Here is a 24,988-nt window from a genome sequence, read left to right as displayed (position 1 = left end):
CGTATGGCGCTTACAAAAGCTGAAATGTCAGAATATCTGTTTGATAAGCTAGGGCTTAGCAAACGTGATGCTAAAGAGTTGGTAGAACTGTTTTTCGAAGAGATCCGTCGCGCTTTGGAAAACGGCGAGCAGGTTAAACTATCAGGCTTTGGTAATTTTGACTTACGCGATAAAAACCAACGTCCCGGGCGTAACCCGAAGACTGGTGAAGATATTCCTATCACGGCACGCCGTGTAGTGACCTTCCGACCTGGTCAGAAGTTGAAGAGTAGGGTTGAAAACGCGTCGCCGAAAGACGAGTAACCTGAATTAACCAAAAAGGCCGCTTTAGCGGCCTTTTTCTTTGCTTTGACCCGTCCTGAATAACGTTGACACATTTTCCAGAGGCTTTAAGGAGGATGTGATGAAACAATACGTTAAACGCACGCAACGCGATTACCCGCTATCCTTTAAATTATCAGTTATTGAACAGGTCGAAAAAGGTGAAATGACCTATCGCCAGGCCCAGAGACGCTATGGTATCCAGGGTGCCTCTACCGTTCTGAAATGGTTACGTCAATATGGTCACCTCGACTGGCAATCTTCCATCAGAAGCTATGTGACAGGAGATAATATGGTCCCGTCTCTTCCCCTCACTCCTGAGCAACGCATTAAAGAACTTGAGCAGCAACTGGCTGAAGCTGAAGGCAAAGCGCAGTTTTTTGAAGCCGTCGCCAAAATCATGAATACTGAATTTGGAGCCGCCCTGACAAAAAAGCAGTTAGCTGCCTTATCGCGCAAACACAAACACCCGGACTGACGGTTGTTAAAATCTGCCGATTTATGAAAATAAGCCGCCAGGCGTGGTATCAGGGATGTGAGCGTGAAAAACGCAGAGCAGAGCGCGTGCAACGCATTACCCGAGAGGTCACCACACTCAGGCTCAAGCAGCCGCGGCTGGGGACACGCAAACTCCATTATATCCTGCAAAATACCCCCGAACCGATGCTGCATATCGGACGAGACAGGCTGTTCACTATCCTGAGACTGGCTCATCTTCTGGTCCGCCCCAGGAGGGCCTACCATAAAACAACAAATAGTCATCACCGTTTCCATAGACATCCAAACCTGCTGAAAGAGGGGCCTGGAAAGGTCGTGATATCGAAGCCTGAACAGGTATGGGTCGCGGATATCACTTACCTCCCGACGCAGACGAATACGGTGTATATCAGTCTGGTAACGGATGCATTTTCACGGAAGATCGTGGGCCATCATGTTCATGAAAGCCTGCATACGGAGCATGTCGTGAAAGCGCTCACGAACGCGTTGAAGACACGACGAACAATGACGCCGTTGATCCATCATTCAGACCGAGGATTTCAGTACTGCTCGGGAATGTATCAGTCAGTGCATGAAAAGCATGGACTACTGTGCTCAATGACGGACGGATACGACTGTTACCAGAATGCGCTGGCAGAAAGGATAAACGGGATACTGAAAAATGAGTATTTGTTGAGTCGGCCGGCAGATCTGGAACAGGCGAGAAGGATGGTGGATGAGTCGGTGAAGATCTATAACCATCAACGCCCGCATCTGTCGTTAAAATACAAAACGCCTGATGAAGTGCATCAGGCGTTTTAGAAGCATAAAAGTGTCAACCTATGCTAGGACGGGTCACTTAAAATCCAGCAATTCATCTCATTTTAATGCTGCAGCAAGAACTATCTCTATGCCAGATTCGCAATTTGCGTCGCCATATCATCCAGTAACTGGAAGCGGCGACGATATTCCGCCCGTTTCTTACTGGCGATGCTCTCAAGAGTTTTTCGTTCCAACTGCAAAGGAAGCTGCCAACGGCATGCGTGGTCTTTTACACCTTCAATGGATTGCCAGAAATCATCATAACTTGCGTGGAAATGGCGGCCTTTACTTAACCGGTAACGCAACGCCCGGAAGACATGACCATTATCGCTGACGCCATATAAGCTGGAAATTCCGCTCCGGGCTGCAAATTGCCAGATAAACTCCATCAGCAGACGTTTAGGGAACAGACCATAGCAGGCTCTTGTTGCCTGCTTTATTACCTCATGAGGTACTTCCCGTCTTGGCCCCTGTAGGCCACCAATCACAAGCTGCCATTGGTCTTTGGCGCGTAAAACGCTAAAAGTGAGGCTGGCGAGCACGTGTTGGTTGCCGTCCCGAAGCCACAGTGTACTTTCCCCTTCACGTTCAGCACTTCCTGCACAAGAAGACGAGAGCGAAAACTGACTGTCATCTTTTCCTGTAAGGGTCACCAGTTTTTTTCTTGTCCCGCAATTAATGCGCCGGCCAACTGCTTCGATGATAATGAGTCCACGAACTGATAATGCCCGATCACCGCATCAGCACGTTGGCTGGCGTTTAATCCCCGAACTAAATATTGACGATGTGGTTTACTTGGTAACGTTATTTGCGCCTTTAACATCTGCTCAAAATCAGGTCGCAGTGCAAGACTCTCGAGCATCCGGCGAGTGGGTGAGTAGAAGAGGGCTGTGCGCATCATAAATTTAAGTCGATAATTACGCTTATGCCATATTGCACCCGGGCGCAGTTTTCCTGTAATGAGATCAGAAATAAGGTTTCTGTCGGGAGTTCGCAGATATGTATTTTGCAGAGTGTTGTCAGACACGGTAATTACCTTTCCTTGAATTTTTATTTATTTTAATCCCTGCAGTCTGCAATGATCACGCCTTGCCTCCTTATAATCACACTTCGTTTATTCTCGATTTAATATTCTTAATGCCTATGATAAACAATGGTTATTTATTAAATAATTACAAAGCTAATTATGACGCGGTGGGGTTTTATGATCACTGTGGTTGGTTATATATGGTAGTGAAGCCATCCGTGCTATTTCCTCCATAAATTATTGTCTATTTACCTTTCATATATTATTGCGAGCGTAGAATAGAAGAAATCTCACGCGCAGACCCGCGCGCTTCCTTTAGCGCTTGTCGGATGTAGGAAACTCCCCGTAAAATCAGTTGCATGAATTCTCTCTCATCGGATCTTTCCAAGCAGATGCTCACTTTTGTCGCTCAACAACGCCGCCACGAACGCCGTTGGCTACTTGCATTGTTTGCCACAATGTTGGGGATGGTGGTGCTGAGTTTAAGCGCCGGGGACCAGTGGTTTGCTCCTCAACACTGGATGCGTGAGGATGCACAGTTGTTCATCTGGCAGATCCGTATGCCCCGTACCTTAGCAGTGCTCTTGGTTGGCGCGGCATTGGCGATTTCTGGCACCATTATGCAGGCCCTTTTCGAAAACCCACTGGCCGAACCTGGCCTGCTTGGTGTCTCCAATGGTGCAGGTGTTGCGCTGGTAGCAGCGGTATTACTTGGACAAGGGATGTTGCCAGATTGGATTCTGGGTATTTGCGCGATCGCCGGTGCACTGATTATCACTTTTATCCTGCTGCGTTTCTCGCGGCGCCATCTTTCTAATAGCCGATTGCTGCTTGCAGGTGTGGCCCTGGGGATTATCTGTAGCGCGCTGATGACCTGGGCTATCTATTTCAGTTCAAGCCTCGACTTACGCCAGTTAATGTATTGGATGATGGGTGGTTTTGGAGGTGTAGACTGGCGGCAATGGTGGCTGATGATAACTCTGCTTCCGGTGATGCTGTGGTTATGTCGGAACTATGCACCATTAAACTTAATGGCATTGGGTGAAATGTCAGCTCGTCAGCTAGGTCTGCCTGTCTGGTTGTGGCGCAATATTATGGTTATTGCAACAGGCTGGTTGGTAGGTGTGAGCGTGGCACTTGCCGGCGCTATTGGTTTTATCGGCCTGGTCATCCCGCATATGCTGCGTCTGAAGGGGTTAACGGATCATCGTATTTTATTGCCTGCCAGTGCGCTGGCAGGTGCAACAGTGTTGCTCGGCGCTGATGTCATTGCACGTCTGGCGTTGGTTTCAGCCGAATTGCCGATAGGTGTTGTGACAGCAACGCTGGGCGCTCCGCTATTTATATGGCTACTATTAAAAGCTGGGAAATAATCCATCGTTTGATTTCAATTTAAGGGAACACAATGCAAGACATTCTGAATACTGAAGTCACCACCATTGACGGTGAAGCGACAACGCTTGAAAACTGGAAAGGTAAAGTACTGCTGGTGGTAAATGTAGCCTCTAAATGCGGTCTGACGGTGCAATACGAACAGTTAGAGAATCTGCAAAAAGAGCTGCAGCACGAAGGTTTCTCGGTTCTCGGTTTCCCATGCAATCAGTTCCTGGGTCAAGAGCCGGGTAGCGAAGAAGAGATCAAAACCTTTTGCAGCACCACTTATGGTGTAACGTTCCCGATGTTTAGCAAAGTGGATGTCAACGGAGAGAATCGCCACCCGTTGTACCAAAAATTAGTGGCTGCTGCGCCAACTGCGGTTGCGCCTGATGGGAGTGGTTTTTTTGAACGCATGAGCAGCAAAGGTCGTGCGCCCGCTCATGTTGGCGATATTCTGTGGAATTTCGAAAAATTCCTTATCGGGCGCGATGGCCAGGTTATTCAACGTTTTTCACCTGATATGACGCCTGATGATCCAGCGATTATTGATGCTATTAAGTCGGCGCTAGCGAGATAATGTCGTTGTTACAGCTTAACGATGTGGTTGTGGCGGAGCGGCTTGGGCCGATTTCCGCCACTGTACACACGGGCGAACTGGTGCATCTCGTCGGGCCAAATGGTGCGGGGAAAAGCACTCTGTTAATGAGAGCTGCGGGGTTGAGTTTGGGGGCGGCGAAATAACCTTCGCCGGCAGTAACCTGAATGAATGGCAACCCACGCAATTGGCTCGCCATCGTGCTTATCTCTCTCAGCAACAAATGCCACCATTTTCCATGCCTGTCTGGCACTACCTGCAAATGCATCAGCAAGTCAGTCCTGACGATAGCGTGATGCTCAAGCTCGTTAGTAGTCTGGGTCTGACAGATAAACTCACGCGCAGTGTTAACCAGCTTTCTGGTGGCGAATGGCAGCGTGTTCGTCTTGCAGCAGTCGTGTTGCAAATTCACCCTGAAATTAACCAGCATGGGCGCTTGCTGCTGTTGGATGAGCCAATGAACAGTCTGGATATTGCTCAGCAAACTGCGCTGGACAGAATTCTGATGGCATTATGCGAAGCGGGCATTGCGGTAGTGATGAGCAGCCATGATTTGAACCACAGTTTACGTCATGCACATACTGTTTGGTTATTGCGTGCGGGTAAAATGATTGCTCAAGGTAAGCGGGATGATGTGCTGTCTGTGCAACATTTAGCGATAGCCTATAACATGCACTTTCGCAGAATGCAGGTTGAAGGGCATAGCATGCTGATAGCCACACTTTAGTTGCTGGTAAAAACTTGCACCAAATCATAGGTAAGCGCTAAATTACTGGAAATTATAAACGGGTGAGGATTAGCCTGAAAATGCGTGTATGGATTCTTGTAGTGGCATGTCTGGTGCTCGCTGGGTGTAGTCATCATGCGCCACCTCCAAATTCTCGTCTCTCAGACTCGATAACGGTAATTGCCAGGCTTAATGATCAACTCAGTGGCTGGCATGGCACTCCGTATCGTTATGGTGGCATGAGTCGTCGTGGCGTCGATTGCTCCGGTTTTGTGTCAATTACTTTCCGCGACCGGTTTGATCTTCAACTGCCACGCGAAACGCGCCAGCAGGCCAAAATTGGCACTGAAATTGATAAAGATGATTTACTCCCGGGCGATCTGGTGTTCTTTAAGACGGGGTCCGGTGAAAGTGGCCTGCATGTTGGTATTTACGATACGGACAACCAATTCATTCATGCCTCGACCAGCCGCGGCGTGATGCGTTCGTCGCTCGATAATGTCTACTGGAGCAAGAAATTCTGGCAGGCCCGCCGTATCTAGCACAGTTTTTTCTCGGGCAGGGCCGGGCTATTGGCCCTAAACGTGACTCCCTTCAGCAATTCCGTGGCTAACCCAGGTGCGTTTCACAATATCAGGTAATATCTGGCAGCATTTCGCTCCCACTAAAGGATAGTTCATGGTTACTCTCGAAGATGTTGCCGCCAGCGCAGGTGTATCCCGGGCGACCGTCTCGCGCGTGGTGAATGGCGATAGTAAAGTTAATGCGCAGACACGAATCAAAGTTGAAGCGGCGATCACTGAATTAGGCTACACGCCGAATCCTGCGGCCCGAGCTTTAGCGTCCAGTCAAAGCAATACCTTAGGGCTTGTCACGACCTCTTATCGTGGCGGTTTCTTCGGGGCACTAATGGATACCATTCAGAGTGAAACTGAATTACAGGGCAAACAGCTATTAGTGACTCAAGGGCGGGATACTGCTGAGAAAGAACTCAATGCTATTCAGCGACTGTTTAATTTACGTTGCGACGGTCTGATATTACATGTCCGCGCTATCACCGATGCCACTCTTGTGCATTTGGCTGAACAAGACCGTAAATTCATTATTCTGGACCGAGATGTACCAGGGCTTGAACCACGCTGTGTGGTGTTTGACCATCGTGCGGCGAGTGCTCTTGCCACTGAGGTTCTTATTGATGCCGGCCATACTGCAATTGCTTGTTTGCATGGGCCGAGTGGGCGATCTTCAAGCTTATTGCGTCTTCAGGGCTTTATTGATGCCATGAATCAGGCGCAGCTTGTGCCCATTGCGGTGCTGGGTGGGGAGTACGACATGCCGGGTGGCTATCAGCTTGCATCTCAGTTACTTGAAAGTGCCCAACCGACGGCTATTTATTGTTGTAATGAGGAATTGGCAGTAGGTGCGATGCTGGCAATCACTGAGCGTGGGCTGCGAATTCCCCAGGATATCTCACTGGTTTGCTACGACAGTGGAGAAAGAGCCGCGTTTGTTCGACCTGCAATTACCAGTGTTCATTTTCCGATAAGTGAAATGGCGCGTTTTGCGATCCGTAAATTATTGGAAAATGATTATGAGAATGAATCTTTTTCTCCCGCGATAATCCACCGTGATTCTGTCCGTCATATTCGCTAAAACTGGCGATAGGAGGATAACCAGGATAATATAATTATATTCGAAAAGAATCTGATACACATATCAAGGATGACCTTGCGTCTAAATACAATCAAATCAATCCAGTTAACGCTGGATGTTCATCGTGTCACGATGCCATCCACCTCATTTGAAACACGGCTGGCAACATGATCCTCTCACTCGATGCACAATATCGTTCGGATTTTTATTTCCAGCCTGTTTACTTGCCGAAGGGCGAAGTTTTAGGTGTTGAATTATTGGTTAATTTTGTTGGGGTCGATGCGCCGGTGCGTATTCCAACAGAATTAGTTACGCCAGTTATTAAACCAGAACAGCAATTAATATTATTTCATGAGCAAATAGAATTACTCGAAAACTATCAAGAATTCTTTAAGGCTCAGAGCATGGTTGTCTGGGTAAATATAAGTGCGGTAATTGTTGATGAGGTTTTAGCCAATCCCGCGCTGGCTTCCCGCCTGGCGCGGCTTCCGTTCATTGAGTTTTCTATCAATGAAAGCTTCCCCGATTTAAATCGTGGCAATGAAAATACGCGTTTGGTAACAATGTGTAAGCATTATTCATTAGTGTTAGCTAATTTTGGTGCGGGAGTAGCGACGACTAAACCGATTTTTGATGGGCTATTTAAACGTGTATTTATGGATAAATTATTTATTCATAAACAAATTAAACAACGTTCTTTTGAACCCTTTATGCTAGCAATGCTTGCCCAACTGACTCCTTTTTGCCAGACATTAGTTATAACGGGAGTTGATGACGATGCAGCGCGCAAGAAAGTCCTCTCATTAACTACCCTCGCCATGCAGGGTAATTGCTGGCCGGCCATTGCACCTAAGGCATTAACCGACTGGTTTCATTCTAATTAACCCGCTCGAGTAAATACCCCTGCCAACGTGCTGTGTTTAAAACCTCGTACAAGCACTACACTATCGGCAGGAGGTAACATGACCAATAAACCTGTATTTAACAATAGCTGGCACGATGAGTTGCCCGGCTTTTATACGGCTCTGAAGCCAACGCCGCTACATCATTCCCGGCTTTTTTATTATAACCGTCCATTGGCTGATGACCTCGGGCTTGATGCCTCATTGTTTGACGAATCTCATGCGGGTATCTGGAGTGGCGAAATGCTGCTTCCGGGTATGCAGCCTTTAGCTCAGGTTTATAGCGGGCATCAGTTTGGTGTCTGGGCGGGGCAACTTGGCGACGGGCGCGGTATTTTGCTCGGTGAACAACAGTTGGATGATGGTCGAAAATTTGACTGGCACTTGAAAGGTGCAGGCTTAACGCCTTATTCGCGTATGGGCGATGGCCGCGCCGTGTTGCGCTCAACGGTACGTGAATTTCTCGCCAGTGAAGCGATGCATGGGTTAGGGATCCCAACCACGCGTGCGCTCAGTATCGTCACCAGCGACACCCCAGTACGCCGCGAAAGCACTGAGCAAGGTGCTATGCTGATTCGTGTGGCGCAAAGCCATGCCCGGTTTGGTCACTTCGAGCATTTCTACTATCGCCGTGAACCCGAAAAGGTACAACAATTGGCAGATTATGTGATTGCCCATCACTGGCCGCATCTGGTTGATGAAAAAGATAAATATCAGCTTTGGTTCCGCGATGTTGTCGAGCGTACCGCGCAGATGATTGCTAGCTGGCAAACTGTCGGTTTCGCCCATGGCGTGATGAATACTGACAATATGTCGATTCTCGGGCTGACGATGGATTACGGCCCGTACGGTTTCCTTGATGACTATCAGCCTGATTTTATCTGCAACCATTCCGATCATCAGGGGCGTTATGCTTTTGATAATCAACCTGCAGTAGGTCTGTGGAACCTACAACGCCTGGCGCAGACGCTGTCACCGTTCATCTCGGTGGAATGGCTCAACGAATTGCTCGACCACTATCAGTTCGCACTGATGAAAGCATTCGGGGAATTAATGCGCGGCAAACTGGGCCTGTTAACCGAACAAACGGCAGACAATGAAATTCTCACGGAACTGTTTGGCCTGATGGCAAAAGAGGGTAGCGATTACACGCGCACTTTCAGAATGCTAAGCCTGACTGAGCAAAATTCAGCAAGCTCACCGCTACGGGATGAATTTATCGACAGAGCCGCTTTTGATAGCTGGTTTACCCGCTATCGTACTCGTCTCCAAATCGAGCAAATCAGTGACGAGCAGCGGCAGCTGGCAATGAAAGCTGCCAATCCTTCAATTGTTCTACGTAACTGGTTGGCTCAGCGTGCTATCGATGCCGCCGATAAAGGTGATGTAAGTGTTCTGGCTGAACTACATGAAGCACTGCGCCAGCCATTTGCTGAACATTCGGACGATTTGACACAACGTCCGCCGGACTGGGGCAAACGGTTAGAAGTGAGCTGCTCAAGCTAAAAATGGTGGATGTCACTGCTGTAACCAAACCTGAGGCACCGGGTATTCTGGATGATTGAATACCCGTAAATCCGCCTTATACCAACGCTGTAGCGTGGACTCTTCCAGCACCTGTTGCGGCGTACCATTTGCCACCAGCTTCCCTTCATGTAGCAATATAATCCGGTCAGCCCACAGTGCGGCCAAGTTCAAATCATGCAGCACCACGCAAACCGACAATGTTCCCATCAGCGATAAACGGCGCAGTAAACGCAAGATATGTTGCTGATGATAAAGATCGAGCGCGGAGGTCGGCTCATCTAAAAACAGCCAGCCGTGGGGTTGCCCATCCAGCCATAGTTGCGCCAGTGCACGAGCCAGTTGCACGCGCTGTTGTTCACCGCCAGAAAGCTGGCAGAAATCGCGCCCGGCAAGCGTATCGCACCCCGTTAGCGCCATCACTTCCTTGACGACAGATTTAGTCTCTTTCTCCGGCCACGGCGCACGCCCCATAGCAATCACATCTTCAACAGCCCAACTGAACGCCATACCGCTGCGCTGGCGCATGACTGCACGTTTACGCGACAGAGCATCTCCAGACCATGCCGTTAGTGGACGCCCAGCAAGGGTAATTTCGCCACCGTCTGGTGGCTGGAAACCAGTCAGTACCCTCAGCAGCGTAGATTTTCCGGCACCGTTAGGGCCGATTAGTGCCACGACTTCACCGGCAGCCAGCGTCAAATTAATGTCATCGAGTAATTTTCGCTCGCCTGGGCGAAACGTAACGTTTTTCGCCTGCAGTAAATCAGCCATCAGTTTCCCTCCCTGGGCGGAAAATCATTGCTAAAAACCATGGGCCGCCAAGCAGGCTGGTAAGCAGTCCAACGGGCATTTCAGCGGGTGCAACCAGCGTGCGGGCGAGGGTATCGGCAACCAACAGGAGCATTGCGCCAGCCAGCACTGATCCGGGAATAAGCCAGCGATGATCGGCACCTAGCCACATCCGTACTAAGTGCGGAACGACTAAACCAACAAAGCCAATCACACCGCTTACGGCGACGGCTGCTGCGACTAACAACGCGCTTAAAATCAGCAGGTGCCGTTGGGTTTTTTTGACATCTACGCCAAGATAATGGGCTTCTTCATCTCCAAGCTGTAACAGGTTAAGGCGTCTGGACAGAAACGTGATAGCCAGCGAAGCCGGGAGAATAAACGAAGCGGTAGCAAGTAAGGTTGACCACTGGGCTTGCCCAAGACTGCCCATGCCCCAAAGCGATAACTGGCGCAATTGGGCATCGTTACTGATCCAGGAAAGTACGCCGACCGCCGCACCACATAATGCATTTATGGCGATCCCCACCAGCAACAGACGAGAAAGACTGTTGTTACCCTGGCGGCTTAAGAAGAAGATCACCAGCGTGACCGCGAGACTGCCAACAAATGCCGCAAGCATTGGGACATATAATGCCAGGACTGCCGGTAGTGCGATTGGTAGGACTACTGAAAACCCGACTGCCAGTGCCGCACCGCTGCTGATCCCAAGTAAACCTGGGTCAGCAAGCGGGTTGCGAAACAGCCCCTGCATCACGCAGCCTGAAAGCGCCAGTGCACCGCCAACCAGCGTCGCCAGCAGCACGCGCGGCAAGCGAATATTGAGCCAGATATGGCGCAACGCTTCATCCTGGGCTTGCCACAACACGGCGATAGAAAGGCGCATAGCGCCTAAATTGGCAGCAACCAAAGACAGCGCCAGTAACGCCAGAATCATGGCGAGCAGAGCGCGTTGGGGCAGGGGACGGCGTATCAAGGCAATTGCTCCGCTTTTTTACGTAATGCAAGGATCGCATCGGGTGTTTGCAGGCCGAAACCAAGCAACGCCATATCGTCCACGACTAACAGCTGACGGCTTTTCCCTGCGGGAGTTTGCACAAGCCCCGGCAGTTTCCAGACGTTATCTTCACCTCCCAACGTTTTCACACCGTCTGCTGTCACCAGTATCAATTGCGGCTGGCTAGCAATAACGCCTTCCTGCGACATTGGCTGATAACGTTTGAAACCTTGCATCGCATTTTGCAAACCTGCGGCGTGAATGGCGGCATCTGCCGCCGTTTCTTGCCCGGCAGCCATGGCAGTCATGCCACCGTGACTCATGATAAACAGCACTTTCACCGGCAATGGTTTTTCCGGAATCAACGCCAGTTTGCTATGCACTTGCTTGCGCAAAGCATCGCCCTGAGCCGTTTTCCCCATCGCTTGCGCGACTGCGTCAATCTTCTCATCGATAGCATCCAGCGAATTACTCGCCGGAATAGTGACCACTTTGACGTGGCTGCTGGCGACTTGCTCAAGTGCGAGCGAAGGTTTGGCCTGTGCACTCGCGAGTACCAGCGTCGGGCGCATAGCCAGAATCCCTTCGGCATTAAGCTGGCGCATATATCCGACATCAGGCAGCTTTGTTGCAGCCTGCGGATGCAGACTGGTGCTGTCCCGGGCGACCAGTTGGTCGCCCGAACCTAATGCGTAGGCAATTTCCGTTACGTCGCCGCCAATTGCCACTACTCGTTCATTGGCGCTCGCAATCACTGGCATTGCAAGCAGGGCAATTAACCAGCGTTTCATGCGGCCAGCCCTTTGCTTACCAATACTTCCAGCTGTGAGCGCCACTGCTGCTGCTCAGGTTCGCCTTCTGTACGTTGACCGTAAAGCTGCGCGATTTGCGTGCCGTCAGCCGCAAACAGTTCCAGGCTTGTCACGAAGCCATCGCCGCTTGGTTTACGCGTCACCCAGCTTTCAGCAATGGTGTCACCCATCAAGTGCAGGGTGAACTGAGGGTTGAAGATATTGATCCAGTTATCCATTGGCACAACTTTTTCCACCTTACCGGTGAAAATCTGCACGGTGCCCTGGTTGCCGACGAAGATCATAATTTCATTTTGATCTTGTTTCGCCTGAGCTAACAGCTGCGCCAGTGCGCTGTTATCAACCTGGCAGGCCAGGTCTTCAGCGACAAGGCGAAATGCTTGCTGGCGTGTTAGCTGGTGGCGTTTGAGCAGACCAAAGAACTGATGCACGTCACGCAGGCTGCGCCACTCGGCTTCAACCAGGCTTCCATCAGCCGCAGGCGTCATCACGGTTTGTTCTGCGGCTTGCAGCTCAAGCTCCGGATTATCGGCATAAATAAACTTCGCCAGCATATCGCCCCAGGCAGCGAAATCGGTGTTGTCGGTGGTGTACACCTTCAACAGCGCATCACCCTGATGGTCAAAAAACTGAATGCTCTGGCGTTCACCGCGAGCAGTTTCCTCACGAATATGGAATGCGAAAGCCCATTGGTTCAGAAATAGACGCAAATCCAGCGCGCGGGGGTTAAGAACCAGCCCGGCATGGCCGTGAAGTTGTTGGTTCTCAAAACGTCCAACTTGTTCATGCACCGCATACTCATTACGGCAGATGGACTTAATTTCGCCCACGCTTTCAAGGCTTGCAAGAATGTCACGAACTTCCCCTTTAAGCGCCAGGCGTCATGCCCAACGCGGGCATGAGTCAGTTCGGCCTCGCTAATGTTCATCAGTTTTGCGATGTCGCGAGCATATTTTTTAGGGTGCTGTTGTTTGAGCTGCAACCAGTTTTCATAACGCTGAGTCATATTGCTTCCTTACCATTGATAACTAACGAAGATTTTGCCGTTACGGCCATCTTGTGGGAGCCCCTGTGGCGACCAGTATTCCTTATCAAAGGCGTTACCCAGTACCAGGGAAGTAGTTAGCCCGCGCAACTGCTGCTGGCCTGTATAGCTGACATAGAAATCGTTCACGCCGTAACCCGGCTGCGCGCTGTAGCTGCTGCTGATATGCGTTGAGCGTTCAGCAAAAGTGCCAACCCAGCCTACGGAGAAGCCACTTTGTGCCACCGGAACATCGAGGATGCTGGTGACAGTGTCCGGGTTCAGGCTTGAAATCCAGTCGCCGGTGCCGGTGTCTTTACCACGGGTGCGGTTATAAGCCAGATCAAGGCTGAACCACGCGCTGGTGTACTTCGCCGTCATATCCCAACCCCAGATTTTGGCATCAGGAACGTTATAGGACATGGTGGTCGCTTTGGCGAAATCGACGGTGGTAGAAATGTAGTCTTTTGCTTTGGTATCGAAGTAGCTGGCTTTAAATTCGAGGCCATCATCCGCCAGCATCAAATCGTCGAAGCGCAGGCCAAAACCGCCTTCCAGCGTTTCGTTGGTTTCCGGGCGCAGATTCGGGTTCGGAACCCAATAGTTGGTGTAACGCGTGCCGATAGAGAAGTGTTTCGCGTCGTTATACATTTCGCCCATGGTCGGGGCGCGGAATGCCTGGGCATAAGAACCAAACAGCATCAACCAGTCGGTTGGCGTAATGGACAGTGCGCCACGAGATGACCATTTATCGGCGTTCACATCGTCATAGCCCTCGCTGCTGCCGCTGTAATTGTCATAACGCGTACCGGCTAACAGGGAAACAGGCAGATCGCGCAGGGTGATTTCATCTTGCAACCAGCCTGAGCCGAAGTCGATGTTGGCCTGTGGGAAGCCCGTGGTGTTGCCGCCAGGTTTTTGATCCTGACGATAATACTCACCGCCGTAAGTCAGCAGGTGGGCTGCGAAACTGTCGGTAAATGCACGGCTGCGGTTTTCGACTTTTCCACCAGTGGTGGTTTGCTTGCGGAACTCAGCACCATCAGTTTGGCCCTGCGCGTTGATGCGCGCTTCAGACCAGTAGGCGGTAGCATCGGCATTTAGCCAATCGCTTTGGTCCGGCCCAATGTGGTATTTCAGCTGTGCGTCGCGCTGAATGGTCGAGCGGTCAACCATCGGGTTACTCGGGTCTGCATTCGTGGTTTGCGGGTTTTTAGGCTCCTGCGCGGCGTTATTGTAGTAACGCAAAGAGCCTGCAAGTGACTGCGCCGGGTCGATATACCAGGTGCCTTTAGTCAGGAAGTTACCGATGTTTTCGTCGTTTGGCGCAGTTTCGCCGTCGCTCTGACGAATGTCGCCACGGTCGCGACTCGACCACGCAACCAGTCCATCAAGGTCATCCGTGCGACCAAAGGCGCTGGCACCCATTCCGACACTGTGATCGCCCGTCGCACCGCTACCAAACACGCGGAAACCACTGTTCTGGCCTTCATACAGCAAATCGCTGGCATCGGCTGTTTCATAAGAAATCACGCCGCCGAGTGCACCGCTGCCGTACAGCAGAGCTGCCGGGCCGCGCACCACTTCGATACGCTTGATTAATGCCGGGTCAAGAAACGTGCTGTTTAGATGCCCGGTGTCCGTGCCCTGGCGTACGCCATCAACCAGCATCAACACGCCACGGCGATCGTAACCGCGCATGCTGACGTCCTGACCATTGGTGCGGCCAGTGCCGGAAAGGGTGATCCCAGGCACCCGGCGTAACATATCAGCGGCAGATGATGAGGTTTGGCTTTCAGGGGTAGTGGCGTCAATGACGGTGACCATCATTGGCGCTTCAAATGTGCTGCGTTGGTTGCCGGTGGCCACCACGGTCATTTGATCGTCTTTCGCGAAAGCGGGCAGGGCAGAAAAAACCGCAACAGTCAGTAATGACAGACGGAAGCCGACTGTGTGTAAAGCAGGCATGCGCAAATCTCCATAAGAAAATTTAAAAGCGCTGGCTGCCTGGGAAAAACCTGGGTGGCTTGCGTTTCTCCTTCATATTTCAAGCCGCATCTTTGTTGGCTGCGTCACTCACCCGAATCACTTACTTATGTAAGCTCATCGGGATTCGTTCCCTTGCCGCCGCGATGCAACTCGAACTATTTCGGAGAAATAATTTGGGTTGTATTTCGGTTCTGTTCCCCCTAAATAATTCGAGTTGTAGGAAGGCGAGTCGCCAACGCATCAACAACTTGAAGTATGAAAGGGATTTACTTGGTCAGGATTAGCTTCCCGGCCTGAGTTTGTCGTAAATGATACTGCTGGCCTTCGTGGACAATAACCACGCGTCCGTCAGGGCCGAGCAAAAGTTTGCTGTCTATCTGACGTGGGCCAGCCGCAGATTGCGGATTCGTAGGGGTGAATGCTTTATCCATGTTTCACTCTGTTTACAAATGACAATCAATGTAACAATGATAATCATTATCAATAAACTATGTTTCATCATCAAGTGTTATTTGTAAGAAATTTGTGAATGGATCAATTTTGAGCGGAAGAGGGGAAAAGGTCGGATGTCGCTTACGCTAATCCGACCTCGGAAATGCGGTTATCGGGCAGATGATTGTCATCCACCGAAAATTTAGAAACGGCTATCCGTTGCGTCTGCCAGCATATCGAGCAGCGTTTCGGTGTCTTCCCAGTTCAGGCAAGGGTCGGTAATTGATTGGCCGTACACCAGTGGCTGTCCGGCAACAATTTTCTGTGTGCCTTCACGAATGAAACTTTCAGCCATCACACCCGCAATGGCCCGCGAACCATTACGAATCTGGTTACAGACATCTTCACAAACTTCGAGCTGGCGACGGTGCTGCTTCTGGCAGTTGCCATGACTGAAATCGATCACTAGTTGTTCTGGCAAATCAAACTCATGCAGGCTGTCGCAGGCAGCGGCGATGTCGGCTGCGTGATAGTTCGGCTGTTTGCCGCCGCGCATGATGATATGGCCGTACGGGTTGCCGCTGGTTTGGTAAATGGTCATCTGGCCGTGTTTGTCCGGCGAAAGGAACATATGGCTGGCGCGGGCGGCACGAATCGCGTCTACCGCAATACGCGTGTTTCCATCGGTGCCATTTTTGAAGCCGACCGGGCATGAAAGGGCGGAGGCCATTTCACGGTGGATCTGGCTTTCGGTAGTGCGTGCGCCAATGGCACCCCAGCTAATCAAATCGGCAATATACTGGCCGATCACCATATCGAGGAATTCTGTTGCGGTCGGAACACCCAGTTCATTGACCTGCAACAACAGGCGGCGTGCCTGTTCGATGCCGTGGTTGACGCGGTAGCTGCCGTTTAAATCTGGATCGGAAATCAGTCCCTTCCAGCCCACTACGGTGCGCGGCTTTTCGAAATAGGTACGCATCACGATTTCAAGACGATGCTGGTGTTTCTCACGCGCAGTCTGCAATCGACGGGCGTAATCCATTGCCGCATCCAGATCATGAATGGAGCAAGGACCAACAATCACCAGCAGGCGATTATCTTCACCATTAAGGATTTTTTCGATACGACGGCGTGAGGCTGTTACGTTTTGCGCAACTTCCTGGGAAACAGCCAGACGCTGTGCCAGCTCCGCAGGTGTGACCAGACTATCGATGCGCGCGGTGCGCAATTCATCTGTTTTATTCATTGGGTGTCTCAAAAATTTTGTCTTCAGCTCGGCAGGAGTACCGGGAAGTGATGGCTGTCACGATAAACCAATCTATGTTGAATTCAACCGTAAAACTGAATCGTTACCACCAGATTGCGTACAGCCTGACATACAAAATTGAACTTGTGAACTAGTTTGTTAGTACATACGACGATTCAGTCCCATGATGTCCAGAATCTTGGTCGCCATTTCCTCAACCGAATAATTAGTGCTGTTCAGGTAGCGAATCTGGTTCTTGCGAAACAGTGCTTCGACTTCCGCCACTTCCAGACGGCACTGGCGCATCGAGGCATAACGGCTGTTTTCCCGGCGTTCTTCACGGATTGCCGCAAGGCGCTCCGGGTTGATCGTCAAACCAAAGAGCTTATGTTGCAAAGGCTTAAGTACCGCTGGCAGCTGAATGTTATCCATATCGTCGGCAATAAACGGGTAGTTTGCGGCGCGAATACCAAACTGCATAGCGAGGTACAAGCTGGTGGGTGTTTTTCCGCAGCGCGAAACACCCAGTAAAATCACCTGTGCCTGATCGAGGTTGCGCATTGAAATGCCGTCATCATGAGCGAGTGTGTAATCAATGGCGGCGATACGCGCATCATATTTGATTAAATTACCCGGGTTCAGACCATGCGTTCGGTGGGCAATCGGCGTGGGTTCAAGTTTTAATTCTTGCTGCAAAGGGGCAACCAGCGCTTGCACAATATCCTGACAAAAACCTTCACTTTGCAAAATAATGTCGCGAATGATCGGTAATACGATGGAATAGAAGACCAGCGGGCGTACGCCAGACTGCTGGTAAATCGCATTGATTTGCTCTTTCACTGCATTGGCCCGGCTTTCGTTTTCAACAAACGGCAGCGTGATGCTGTTAATGGCAACAGGAAACTGTGACATAACCGCGTGTCCAAGGACTTCGGCGGTAATTGCGGTGCCATCGGAGATATAAAAAACTTGCCTGTCTGCTGAGTTATCCATTTTTTTCCTGAAATATTTCACATAGGCTGAAGCATAAATTAAAACCTTCCATTCTGGATCAATCTCATTTCATTTTTAAAACTGAAACGTAGTTTTTATTTTTAATGAAATGCCCGGTTCATTTTTACTTATCTCAATAAACCTTTATTAATATAGGGATTAAATTAAGAATCAACAAGTTAGGCAATATGTAAATATATCTGAAAAATTCAAATTTTTATTTTGCTTGAACGATTCACCTGTTTTATTCCCTCATCTAATTATGCCAATCTAAAAGGGAGGTAATGTATTTCTCATTCATATATCACAAAAGGATTGTTTCGATGTCCAACTCGTCACCGCTGGTGCTTTGGTACAACCAACTCGGCATGAATGATGTAGACAGGGTCGGGGGCAAAAATGCCTCTCTGGGTGAAATGATTACTAACCTTTCAGGTATGGGTGTTTCCGTGCCGAATGGTTTTGCCACCACGGCCGAAGCATTTAACTTGTTTCTTGACCAAAGTGGCGTGAACCAGCGTATCTATGAATTACTGGATAAAACGGATATTGATGATGTGACTGAGCTTGCCAAAGCCGGTGCCCAAATCCGCCAGTGGATAATTGATACGCCATTCCAGCCTGAGTTTGAAAAAGCCATCCATGATGCCTACGAACAGCTTTCTTCAGACGATGCAGATGCCTCTTTTGCCGTGCGTTCTTCTGCAACCGCCGAAGATATGCCCGATGCGTCGTTTGCCGGACAACAAGAAACTTTCCTCAACGTACAAGGTTATGACGCGGTGCTGGTTGCCGTGAAACACGTCTTTGCTTCCCTGTTTAACGACCGCGCTATTTCGTATCGCGTTCATCAGGGTTACGACCACCGTGGCGTTGCGCTCTCGGCTGGCGTGCAGCGCATGGTGCGTTCAGATCTCGCATCATCCGGTGTGCTGTTCTCCATCGACACTGAATCCGGTTTTGACCAGGTGGTGTTTATCACCTCCGCTTATGGCCTGGGTGAAATGGTGGTGCAGGGTGCTGTTAACCCTGACGAATTCTACGTTCATAAGCCTACGCTTGCTGCCGGCAAACCGTCGATTGTGCGCCGCAATATGGGCTCGAAGAAAATCCGCATGGTTTATGCTCCAAGCCAGGAGCATGGCAAGCAGGTGCGTATTGAAGATGTACCGCAAGCCGACCGCGACCAGTTCTCTATCACGCCTGAAGAGGTGCAGGAACTGGCGAAGCAGGCGGTGCAAATTGAGAAACACTACGGCCGCCCGATGGATATCGAATGGGCCAAAGATGGGCACACCGGCAAGCTGTTTATCGTCCAGGCTCGCCCGGAAACCGTGCGTTCTCAGGGTCAGGTGATGGAGCGTTACCAGCTGCATTCCCAGGGAAAAATCATTGCTGAAGGACGTGCCATCGGCCATCGCATCGGTGCCGGTCCGGTCAAAGTCATTCATGACATCAGTGAGATGAACCGCATTCAGCCAGGTGATGTTTTAGTCACCGACATGACTGACCCGGACTGGGAACCAATCATGAAAAAGGCGGCGGCAATTGTCACCAACCGCGGTGGGCGCACCTGTCACGCGGCGATTATCGCCCGTGAATTGGGTATTCCAGCGGTAGTGGGTTGCGGTGACGCGACAGAACGCCTGAGCGAAGACCAGAACGTGACGGTTTCCTGCGCCGAAGGGGATACCGGTTATGTCTACCAGGAACTGCTGGATTTCAGCATCAAAAGTTCTACGGTCGATACCATGCCGGATTTGCCGCTGAAAATCATGATGAACGTCGGTAACCCGGATCGCGCATTTGATTTTGCCTGCCTGCCGAACGAAGGCGTGGGGCTGGCGCGTCTGGAATTTATCATCAACCGCATGATTGGCGTGCACCCGCGTGCGCTGCTGGAATTTGACCAGCAAGAGCCTGCGTTGCAAAAAGAAATTAGCGAAATGATGAAAGGTTATGACGACCCGGTTGAATTTTACGTCGGTCGCCTGACGGAAGGGATTGCGACACTCGGCGCGGCATTCTGGCCGAAGCGCGTTATCGTGCGTCTTTCTGATTTTAAATCTAACGAATACGCCAACCTGGTGGGCGGCGAGCGTTACGAGCCGCATGAAGAAAACCCGATGCTTGGTTTCCGTGGCGCAGGCCGTTACGTGGCTGACAGCTTCCGCGACTGTTTCGCGCTGGAATGTGCTGCAATGAAACGGGTACGTAACGACATGGGCCTGACTAACGTCGAAGTAATGGTGCCGTTTGTGCGAACTGTGGCGCAGGCCAAAGCGGTGGTTGAAGAACTGGAACGCCAGGGGCTGAAACGCGGTGAGAACGGACTGAAAATTATCATGATGTGTGAGATCCCATCTAACGCCTTGCTGGCAGATGAGTTCCTGCAATATTTTGATGGTTTCTCCATTGGTTCAAACGACATGACTCAGCTGGCGCTGGGGCTGGACCGCGACTCTGGTGTGGTTTCTGAACTGTTTGATGAGCGCAACGACGCGGTGAAAGCACTGCTGTCGATGGCGATTAAAGCAGCGAAGAAGCAGGGTAAATATGTGGGTATTTGTGGCCAGGGCCCATCTGACCATGAAGATTTTGCTGCCTGGTTGATGGAAGAGGGGATCGATAGTCTTTCCCTGAACCCGGATACGGTGGTGCAAACCTGGTTAAGTCTGGCGGAATCTCAAAAATAATTAATATTCATCATAGTAAGGCTCCTCATTGCTGAGGAGCCTTTTTTATCATAATGCTTTCGGTGTCATTACTCCGGTAACTCCGCTTTCGCTCTGGAATTTACCCATTCGCAAATCACCCACAATACTGTTCATTCTCTCTTCGGTAAGTTTGTAATAGTGAATCGAAATAGCCGTAATGATGTAGAAAATTGCCGGTAGTACGGTAAACAGAATCAATACACCACGGACGGCTTCAGCTGATTGTTGCTCTACACCTGCCTGATAACCAAACCAGGCCAGACCCCATCCGGTTAATGCACCACCAATCGCCACACCTAATTTAATAATGAATATATTCGCCGCGACGTTCATTCCGGTAATTCGACGCTGAGTTTTCCATTCACCGTAGTTATTAGCATCGGTAATCATTGACCATTGCAGAGGGGCATTTATACCCTGCAATATATTAAGGGCAATATGCACGATGAATGCGGGCACCCAGTAGTTTGTCGGCAGTACGAGGAACAATAAACCGATTAATGCGCTTAACACGTTCACCCAAATGGAGGCGCGAATTTTACACATCCAGCTACCGAGATGCTTTGCAAATAAACTGCCGAATACGGCAGCGATAGTCGTGGCAAGCATGAACATCGAAATAATGCCACTGCCCTGATTAAGGATATATTGTACGAAATAGACCAGTAAACTCCCGCGAACGACGACACCGCACAACATCGCAAGGTTATAAACAGACAAAATACGCCACTGATCGTTTTTTAATAAAACTTTTACGTCGCGCATAATATTCAGGTTTTCTTCTTTCACTGGCGTAATTCGTTCGCGAGTAGTGAAAAAACAGACCAGGAACATGATACAGCCGATTACACCGAAGATGCCCATTGCCCACTGCATACCCGTAGCTCTGTCAGTTGGGGAGATGAAATCAGCCAGTGGCAGAATCAGCGCCGTACCCATCGCACCGCCGATTGGCGCAATGGCAAAACGCCATGATTGCAGGGAAAGATTTTCCTGAGGGTCAGAAGTAATCGCAGCACCTAATGAGCAATAAGGGATATTGATCGCGGTGTACATTAGCGTCATGAATATATACGCAAATACGGCGTAGACAATTTTACCGGTTTGTTCAAAATCAGGCGTTGAATAAACCAGCACACAGCTGACTGCAAACGGGATACAGATAATCAATAACCATGGGCGGAAGCGCCCCCAGCGGCTTTTTGTCTGGTCGGCAATCGCACCCATAATAGGGTCAGTAATCGCGTCCAGTACTCTGACGAGTAAAAATAGAGTCCCCATGACCGCAGGAGGTAAACCATAAATATTGGTATAAAAATAAGCGAGAATAGCAACGGAAGAGTCAAAGACAATGTGACTTGCCGCATCGCCCAGCCCAAAACCCAGTTTTTCTTTGATGGTAATTTTTTCAGTTAACACCGACATACATTCACCTTTATTAAGAGCCGGAATATGTCCTTAGTTATATGTGGTGAAACTTAAGATGAGTATTGTAATTTTTTATTTGTGTTTTATGTTTCTTACCAACTGTGACGGAGTTATCTCTTATTTGATTCTCCTCGTCGTGAATAGGTTTTATTTCATGGATATTTTTGAAACCCATCACATTTATCACTTAAAACCAAAAAACGTAATCTTGCAGGTTATTCTGGCAATTGTTTGCACCCGCACTCATCACCCATATTGATGATTAAAAATCATCTCCGCGAACAGTTTCGCGGATGGCTGAACTCGAAAGGGGAATATTATGCCTGCAATTTATCAGGATGCTCGCCGCCCGGTAGATGAACGTGTCGCTGACCTGATGTTACGCATGACGCCGGAAGAAAAATTTGCCCAAATGCATGCGTACTGGCTGATTTTATCGAGCGATGGTAACCACCGGGAGCGCACAGATTTAAGCGATGAATTTTCAGGGGTGACAGAACAATCTGCACTTGCCGAACGGCTCAAACTGGGTGTGGGGCAAATTACCCGGCCACTGGGAACCCACATTGTTGATGCTAAAGAGGGCGTGCGTGCCGCTAACCGCTTACAGAAAACACTGGTAGAAGAAACGCGGCTGGGCATTCCGGCGCTGTTTCATGAAGAGTGTCTGGTGGGCCTGTTGTGCAAAGATGCCACCTTATTTCCGTCATCACTTAACTATGGCTCGACGTGGGATTTGGATCTGATTGAGCGCGCGGCTGCTGCGATTGGCGAAGAAGCGCGTTCAACTGGCTGCCATCAGGGGTTGGCTCCGGTGCTGGATGTTTCGCGCGATGTACGTTGGGGGCGCACGGAAGAGACATTCGGTGAAGACCCGTGGCTTGTGGGCATGATGGCGACACATTACGTCAAAGGTTTGCAGGGCAAAAACCGCGACCTGCTGGCAACGCTGAAACACTATGTCGGCCACTCGTTTAGCGAAGGCGCTCGCAATCATGCACCGGTTCATCTGGGTTTTTGCGAGTTAAACGATACTTTCCTGCTGCCATTTGAGATGGCGGTGAAGCTCGCAAATGCCGGTTCGGTCATGCCGGCTTATCACGATATTGATAATCAGCCAGGGCATTCTGACGAATTCTTAATGACCACAATTTTGCGCGAGCAATGGGGCTTTGACGGCCTGATTGTGGCGGATTACGGCGGTGTGAGTCTGTTGCATCAACATCATGGTATTTCACATGATGCAGCGGAATCTGCGGCGCTGGCGTTTAATGCCGGTCTGGATGTGGAATTACCAAAAGATGATTGCGCGCGCCATCTCTCTGAAGCGGTAGAACGCGGCCTCATCACGATGCAAAAAATCGATGAGATTGTGGCTCGCGTACTAAAAGAGAAGTTCCGGCTGGGCTTATTTGAGCACCCTTATCGCGATGAAAACGGTGTCGTGCTGCAAAGTGAATCTACCGTACAGATTGCGCGTGAGGTGGCGACACGTTCAATCACGATGCTTGAAAACGACGGCATATTACCGTTGAAAGGGCACCCGCGCGTGGCGGTGATTGGCCCGACGGCTGATGACCCGCTCGCGCTGCTGAGCGGCTATAGCTTCCCGGTGCATCTGATTATCAGCGATATGCTTGAACAAACATCGCAAGTCACCACGCCATTAGACGCCCTTCAACGGCAACTTGGTCGCGATAACGTGCGTTATGCCAAAGGCTGCCACATCATCGAAAAACGCATGGCTGGCGCGCCAGTTTTCCCCGGTGACAGCGGTGGAAAACCGATGCAAGCCTCTCCGGTTTCACACGATACCTCACTGATTCCGGACGCCGTGAAAACCGCTGATCAAAGCGATGTTGTGGTGCTGTGCGTGGGAGATTTATCCGGCTTATTCCAGAGCGGAACAGTCGGCGAAGGTTCGGATACTGACAGCCTGGAACTACCGGGCGTGCAGCAACAACTACTCGATGCATTGGTTGCTACCGGCAAACCGGTGATCGTGGTGATGACTGGAGGGCGCCCGTACAACTTAGGCGGCCAGGAAGATAACGTTGCTGCGCTATTGATGGCCTGGGCTCCAGGGCAAGAGAGCGGCCATGCAATTGCCGATATTATTACCGGGCGTGCAGAACCTGGCGGCCGCCTGGTGGTGTCCATTCCTAAAAGCGCCGGGGCAATGCCGTATTACTACAACCATAAACTGAAGAGTGGTGGTACGCCGTTTGCCTTCCATTTTGGCACGCGTTACCCGTTTGGCTACGGAAAAACCTGGGCTGAGTTCGACTACAGCCCGCTACATATCGAAAGCGAAAACGTTCCCAACGAAAACGGCGTGGTGACTGTTGGTGTCATCGTTCGCAACAGCGGAACCGCTGCCGGTAGCGAAGTGGTGCAGGTTTATGTTCACGATAAAGTGGCTTCCATGGTGCGCCCGGTGCAAGAGCTAAAAGCCTTCCAGCGCGTTCACCTCGAACCTGGCGGCAGGGCAAAACTCACCTTTCACATTCCCACGGATATGCTGAATTTCACCAGCCGCAAAGGCGAGCGTATCGTTGAAGCCGGCGAGTTTGACATTCGCGTTGGCGCGTCGAGTACGGATATTAAAAGCTCGGGAATCGTGCGGGTCACTGGTGATACGCGGGTTATCAGCGGAAAGTGGCGCATGGTAAGTCATTGCGAAGTAGAGAATCTACAAAAGATGCCCTAAATAATTTGCGTTACAGGAAGGCGGCAAGTGAACGAATCCCCAGGAGCTTACTTAAGTAAGTGACTGGGGTGAGCGAGTGTAGCCAACGCCGCTGTAGCGCAAAGTATGACGGGCAAAACGGCACGCAAAAAAAAGCCCATCGAAGATGGGCAAAGACTACACACAGCAATTCGTTGTTTCACTCAGGGGATTTCCATGCTTATAAATCAATGTGTTGATTCATAGCCGTGAAGTAATAGTAGGCATCTCATCCTGGAGCGTCACTCGGATTCGTCTCAATAGTTAATAGAAAGTAAACGGTTGGGGTCACATTACGGGATGTTTGATGCATCAAGGAGTTCTGGGGAGGGATTCAAGCCTGAAATTGATAAGTAGTGTTAATCAGTTTGGTTATGTTGCTCCTACAACTGTAGGAGCAAC

Annotated in this window: 18 protein-coding genes, 1 other RNA gene and 3 pseudogenes; 11 read left to right on the top strand and 11 right to left on the bottom strand. The window is 50.3% G+C overall.

From position 1 onward, the window contains the following. Window positions 1-3: 3 nt before the first annotated feature. Together ihfA and AC0IXI_RS14215 are read left to right on the top strand one after the other, a co-directional pair. Window positions 4-303 (top strand): integration host factor subunit alpha, encoded by a 300-nt coding sequence (ihfA, locus tag AC0IXI_RS14220; RefSeq protein WP_001229265.1) that lies wholly within the window; start codon window positions 4-6, stop codon window positions 301-303. Between the two features lie 100 nt (window positions 304-403). Next, window positions 404-1,620 (top strand): IS3 family transposase gene (locus tag AC0IXI_RS14215; RefSeq protein WP_471682639.1). Its coding sequence is split into 2 segments (ribosomal slippage): window positions 404-748 and window positions 751-1,620, totalling 1,215 coding nucleotides; the frame shifts between segments, so codons are not numbered across the junction. A gap of 86 nt (window positions 1,621-1,706) precedes the next feature. Here AC0IXI_RS14215 and AC0IXI_RS14210 read toward each other — a convergent pair. Continuing rightward, window positions 1,707-2,647, bottom strand: a pseudogene (locus AC0IXI_RS14210) (VirK/YbjX family protein). A 392-nt stretch (window positions 2,648-3,039) separates the two neighbouring features. Between AC0IXI_RS14210 and btuC the strand changes: the two are divergent. From btuC to selO, 7 genes and pseudogenes are all read left to right on the top strand, one after another. Further along, window positions 3,040-4,020 carry a vitamin B12 ABC transporter permease BtuC gene (gene btuC / locus AC0IXI_RS14205; protein WP_064553914.1) on the top strand — a complete coding sequence of 327 codons (981 nt, stop codon included), beginning with the start codon at window positions 3,040-3,042 and terminating at the stop codon, window positions 4,018-4,020. 32 nt (window positions 4,021-4,052) lie between these two features. Beyond that, window positions 4,053-4,601 (top strand): glutathione peroxidase, encoded by a 549-nt coding sequence (locus tag AC0IXI_RS14200; protein ID WP_471682638.1) that lies wholly within the window; start codon window positions 4,053-4,055, stop codon window positions 4,599-4,601. Next, window positions 4,601-5,346, top strand: a pseudogene (gene btuD, locus AC0IXI_RS14195) (vitamin B12 ABC transporter ATP-binding protein BtuD). Before AC0IXI_RS14200 ends, btuD begins: the two are co-directional and overlap by 1 nt. 80 nt (window positions 5,347-5,426) lie before the next feature. Beyond that, window positions 5,427-5,888: an NlpC/P60 family protein gene (locus AC0IXI_RS14190; RefSeq protein ID WP_034455965.1), complete on the top strand. Its 462-nt coding sequence runs from the start codon at window positions 5,427-5,429 to the stop codon at window positions 5,886-5,888. A gap of 136 nt (window positions 5,889-6,024) precedes the next feature. After that, the gene (locus AC0IXI_RS14185; RefSeq protein ID WP_134183119.1) at window positions 6,025-6,999 is read left to right on the top strand and encodes a LacI family DNA-binding transcriptional regulator; all 975 of its coding nucleotides are present in this window, start codon (window positions 6,025-6,027) and stop codon (window positions 6,997-6,999) included. A 167-nt stretch (window positions 7,000-7,166) separates the two neighbouring features. Beyond that, on the top strand, window positions 7,167-7,883 hold the full coding sequence (locus AC0IXI_RS14180; protein WP_471682637.1) for an EAL domain-containing protein: 717 nt from the start codon (window positions 7,167-7,169) through the stop codon (window positions 7,881-7,883). A 78-nt stretch (window positions 7,884-7,961) separates the two neighbouring features. Continuing rightward, window positions 7,962-9,407, top strand: a complete 1,446-nt coding sequence (selO, locus tag AC0IXI_RS14175) for a protein adenylyltransferase SelO (RefSeq protein WP_471682636.1) — start codon at window positions 7,962-7,964, stop codon at window positions 9,405-9,407. A gap of 12 nt (window positions 9,408-9,419) precedes the next feature. Here selO and AC0IXI_RS14170 read toward each other — a convergent pair whose 3' ends face one another. The 8 genes and pseudogenes from AC0IXI_RS14170 to ppsR all read right to left on the bottom strand — a co-directional run bounded on the left by AC0IXI_RS14170 (window position 9,420) and on the right by ppsR (window position 17,713). Then, the gene (locus AC0IXI_RS14170) at window positions 9,420-10,199 is read right to left on the bottom strand and encodes a heme ABC transporter ATP-binding protein (protein WP_471682635.1); all 780 of its coding nucleotides are present in this window, start codon (window positions 10,197-10,199) and stop codon (window positions 9,420-9,422) included. Beyond that, on the bottom strand, window positions 10,192-11,178 hold the full coding sequence (locus AC0IXI_RS14165) for a FecCD family ABC transporter permease (protein WP_280643834.1): 987 nt from the start codon (window positions 11,176-11,178) through the stop codon (window positions 10,192-10,194). The genes AC0IXI_RS14170 and AC0IXI_RS14165 overlap by 8 nt, the downstream gene beginning before the upstream one ends. 11 nt (window positions 11,179-11,189) lie before the next feature. Then, window positions 11,190-12,005: a heme/hemin ABC transporter substrate-binding protein gene (locus AC0IXI_RS14160; protein ID WP_471682634.1), complete on the bottom strand. Its 816-nt coding sequence runs from the start codon at window positions 12,003-12,005 to the stop codon at window positions 11,190-11,192. Further along, window positions 12,002-13,032, bottom strand: a pseudogene (locus AC0IXI_RS14155) (hemin-degrading factor). The gene AC0IXI_RS14160 and the pseudogene AC0IXI_RS14155 overlap by 4 nt, the downstream one beginning before the upstream one ends. 9 nt (window positions 13,033-13,041) lie before the next feature. Then, complete coding sequence (locus AC0IXI_RS14150; RefSeq protein ID WP_471682633.1) at window positions 13,042-15,018, bottom strand: TonB-dependent hemoglobin/transferrin/lactoferrin family receptor; 1,977 nt, start codon at window positions 15,016-15,018, stop codon at window positions 13,042-13,044. Window positions 15,019-15,305: 287 nt separating this feature from the next. Further along, window positions 15,306-15,470 carry a hemin uptake protein HemP gene (gene hemP / locus AC0IXI_RS14145; protein ID WP_064518311.1) on the bottom strand — a complete coding sequence of 55 codons (165 nt, stop codon included), beginning with the start codon at window positions 15,468-15,470 and terminating at the stop codon, window positions 15,306-15,308. Window positions 15,471-15,673: 203 nt separating this feature from the next. Next, entirely contained in the window at window positions 15,674-16,720 is a 1,047-nt protein-coding gene (aroH, locus tag AC0IXI_RS14140; protein WP_134183107.1) for a 3-deoxy-7-phosphoheptulonate synthase AroH, read from the bottom strand. Window positions 16,721-16,879: 159 nt separating this feature from the next. Further along, on the bottom strand, window positions 16,880-17,713 hold the full coding sequence (ppsR, locus tag AC0IXI_RS14135) for a posphoenolpyruvate synthetase regulatory kinase/phosphorylase PpsR (protein WP_471682632.1): 834 nt from the start codon (window positions 17,711-17,713) through the stop codon (window positions 16,880-16,882). A gap of 284 nt (window positions 17,714-17,997) precedes the next feature. Between ppsR and ppsA the strand changes: the two genes are divergently transcribed. After that, complete coding sequence (gene ppsA, locus AC0IXI_RS14130) at window positions 17,998-20,409, top strand: phosphoenolpyruvate synthase (RefSeq protein ID WP_413498458.1); 2,412 nt, start codon at window positions 17,998-18,000, stop codon at window positions 20,407-20,409. Window positions 20,410-20,457: 48 nt separating this feature from the next. On the opposite strand, the gene AC0IXI_RS14125 is transcribed toward ppsA, so the two are convergent. Beyond that, window positions 20,458-21,855 carry a glycoside-pentoside-hexuronide (GPH):cation symporter gene (locus AC0IXI_RS14125; protein WP_134183103.1) on the bottom strand — a complete coding sequence of 466 codons (1,398 nt, stop codon included), beginning with the start codon at window positions 21,853-21,855 and terminating at the stop codon, window positions 20,458-20,460. 322 nt (window positions 21,856-22,177) lie between these two features. Between AC0IXI_RS14125 and AC0IXI_RS14120 the strand changes: the two genes are divergently transcribed. Further along, window positions 22,178-24,568: a glycoside hydrolase family 3 N-terminal domain-containing protein gene (locus tag AC0IXI_RS14120; protein WP_471682631.1), complete on the top strand. Its 2,391-nt coding sequence runs from the start codon at window positions 22,178-22,180 to the stop codon at window positions 24,566-24,568. 124 nt (window positions 24,569-24,692) lie between these two features. Here AC0IXI_RS14120 and rprA read toward each other — a convergent pair. Beyond that, window positions 24,693-24,797, bottom strand: an RNA gene (rprA, locus tag AC0IXI_RS14115) — antisense sRNA RprA. Window positions 24,798-24,988 lie beyond the last annotated feature (191 nt).

The sequence above is a fragment of the Buttiauxella sp. AC038 genome (assembly GCF_979253565.1).
Note: the sequence above shows the minus strand (reverse complement) of the source record. Positions and strands in the feature narration are given on the sequence as shown.

Bases quoted from the DNA above. Each gene is read 5' to 3' on its own strand.
- ihfA (WP_001229265.1), top strand. From the start codon at position 4: ATGGCGCTTACAAAAGCTGAAATGTCAGAATATCTGTTTGATAAGCTA.
- btuC (WP_064553914.1), top strand. From the start codon at position 3,040: ATGCTCACTTTTGTCGCTCAACAACGCCGCCACGAACGCCGTTGGCTA.
- AC0IXI_RS14200 (WP_471682638.1), top strand. From the start codon at position 4,053: ATGCAAGACATTCTGAATACTGAAGTCACCACCATTGACGGTGAAGCG.
- AC0IXI_RS14190 (WP_034455965.1), top strand. From the start codon at position 5,427: ATGCGTGTATGGATTCTTGTAGTGGCATGTCTGGTGCTCGCTGGGTGT.
- AC0IXI_RS14185 (WP_134183119.1), top strand. From the start codon at position 6,025: ATGGTTACTCTCGAAGATGTTGCCGCCAGCGCAGGTGTATCCCGGGCG.
- AC0IXI_RS14180 (WP_471682637.1), top strand. From the start codon at position 7,167: ATGATCCTCTCACTCGATGCACAATATCGTTCGGATTTTTATTTCCAG.
- selO (WP_471682636.1), top strand. From the start codon at position 7,962: ATGACCAATAAACCTGTATTTAACAATAGCTGGCACGATGAGTTGCCC.
- AC0IXI_RS14170 (WP_471682635.1), bottom strand. From the start codon at position 10,199: ATGGCTGATTTACTGCAGGCGAAAAACGTTACGTTTCGCCCAGGCGAG.
- AC0IXI_RS14160 (WP_471682634.1), bottom strand. From the start codon at position 12,005: ATGAAACGCTGGTTAATTGCCCTGCTTGCAATGCCAGTGATTGCGAGC.
- AC0IXI_RS14150 (WP_471682633.1), bottom strand. From the start codon at position 15,018: ATGCCTGCTTTACACACAGTCGGCTTCCGTCTGTCATTACTGACTGTT.
- hemP (WP_064518311.1), bottom strand. From the start codon at position 15,470: ATGGATAAAGCATTCACCCCTACGAATCCGCAATCTGCGGCTGGCCCA.
- aroH (WP_134183107.1), bottom strand. From the start codon at position 16,720: ATGAATAAAACAGATGAATTGCGCACCGCGCGCATCGATAGTCTGGTC.
- ppsR (WP_471682632.1), bottom strand. From the start codon at position 17,713: ATGGATAACTCAGCAGACAGGCAAGTTTTTTATATCTCCGATGGCACC.
- ppsA (WP_413498458.1), top strand. From the start codon at position 17,998: ATGTATTTCTCATTCATATATCACAAAAGGATTGTTTCGATGTCCAAC.
- AC0IXI_RS14125 (WP_134183103.1), bottom strand. From the start codon at position 21,855: ATGTCGGTGTTAACTGAAAAAATTACCATCAAAGAAAAACTGGGTTTT.
- AC0IXI_RS14120 (WP_471682631.1), top strand. From the start codon at position 22,178: ATGCCTGCAATTTATCAGGATGCTCGCCGCCCGGTAGATGAACGTGTC.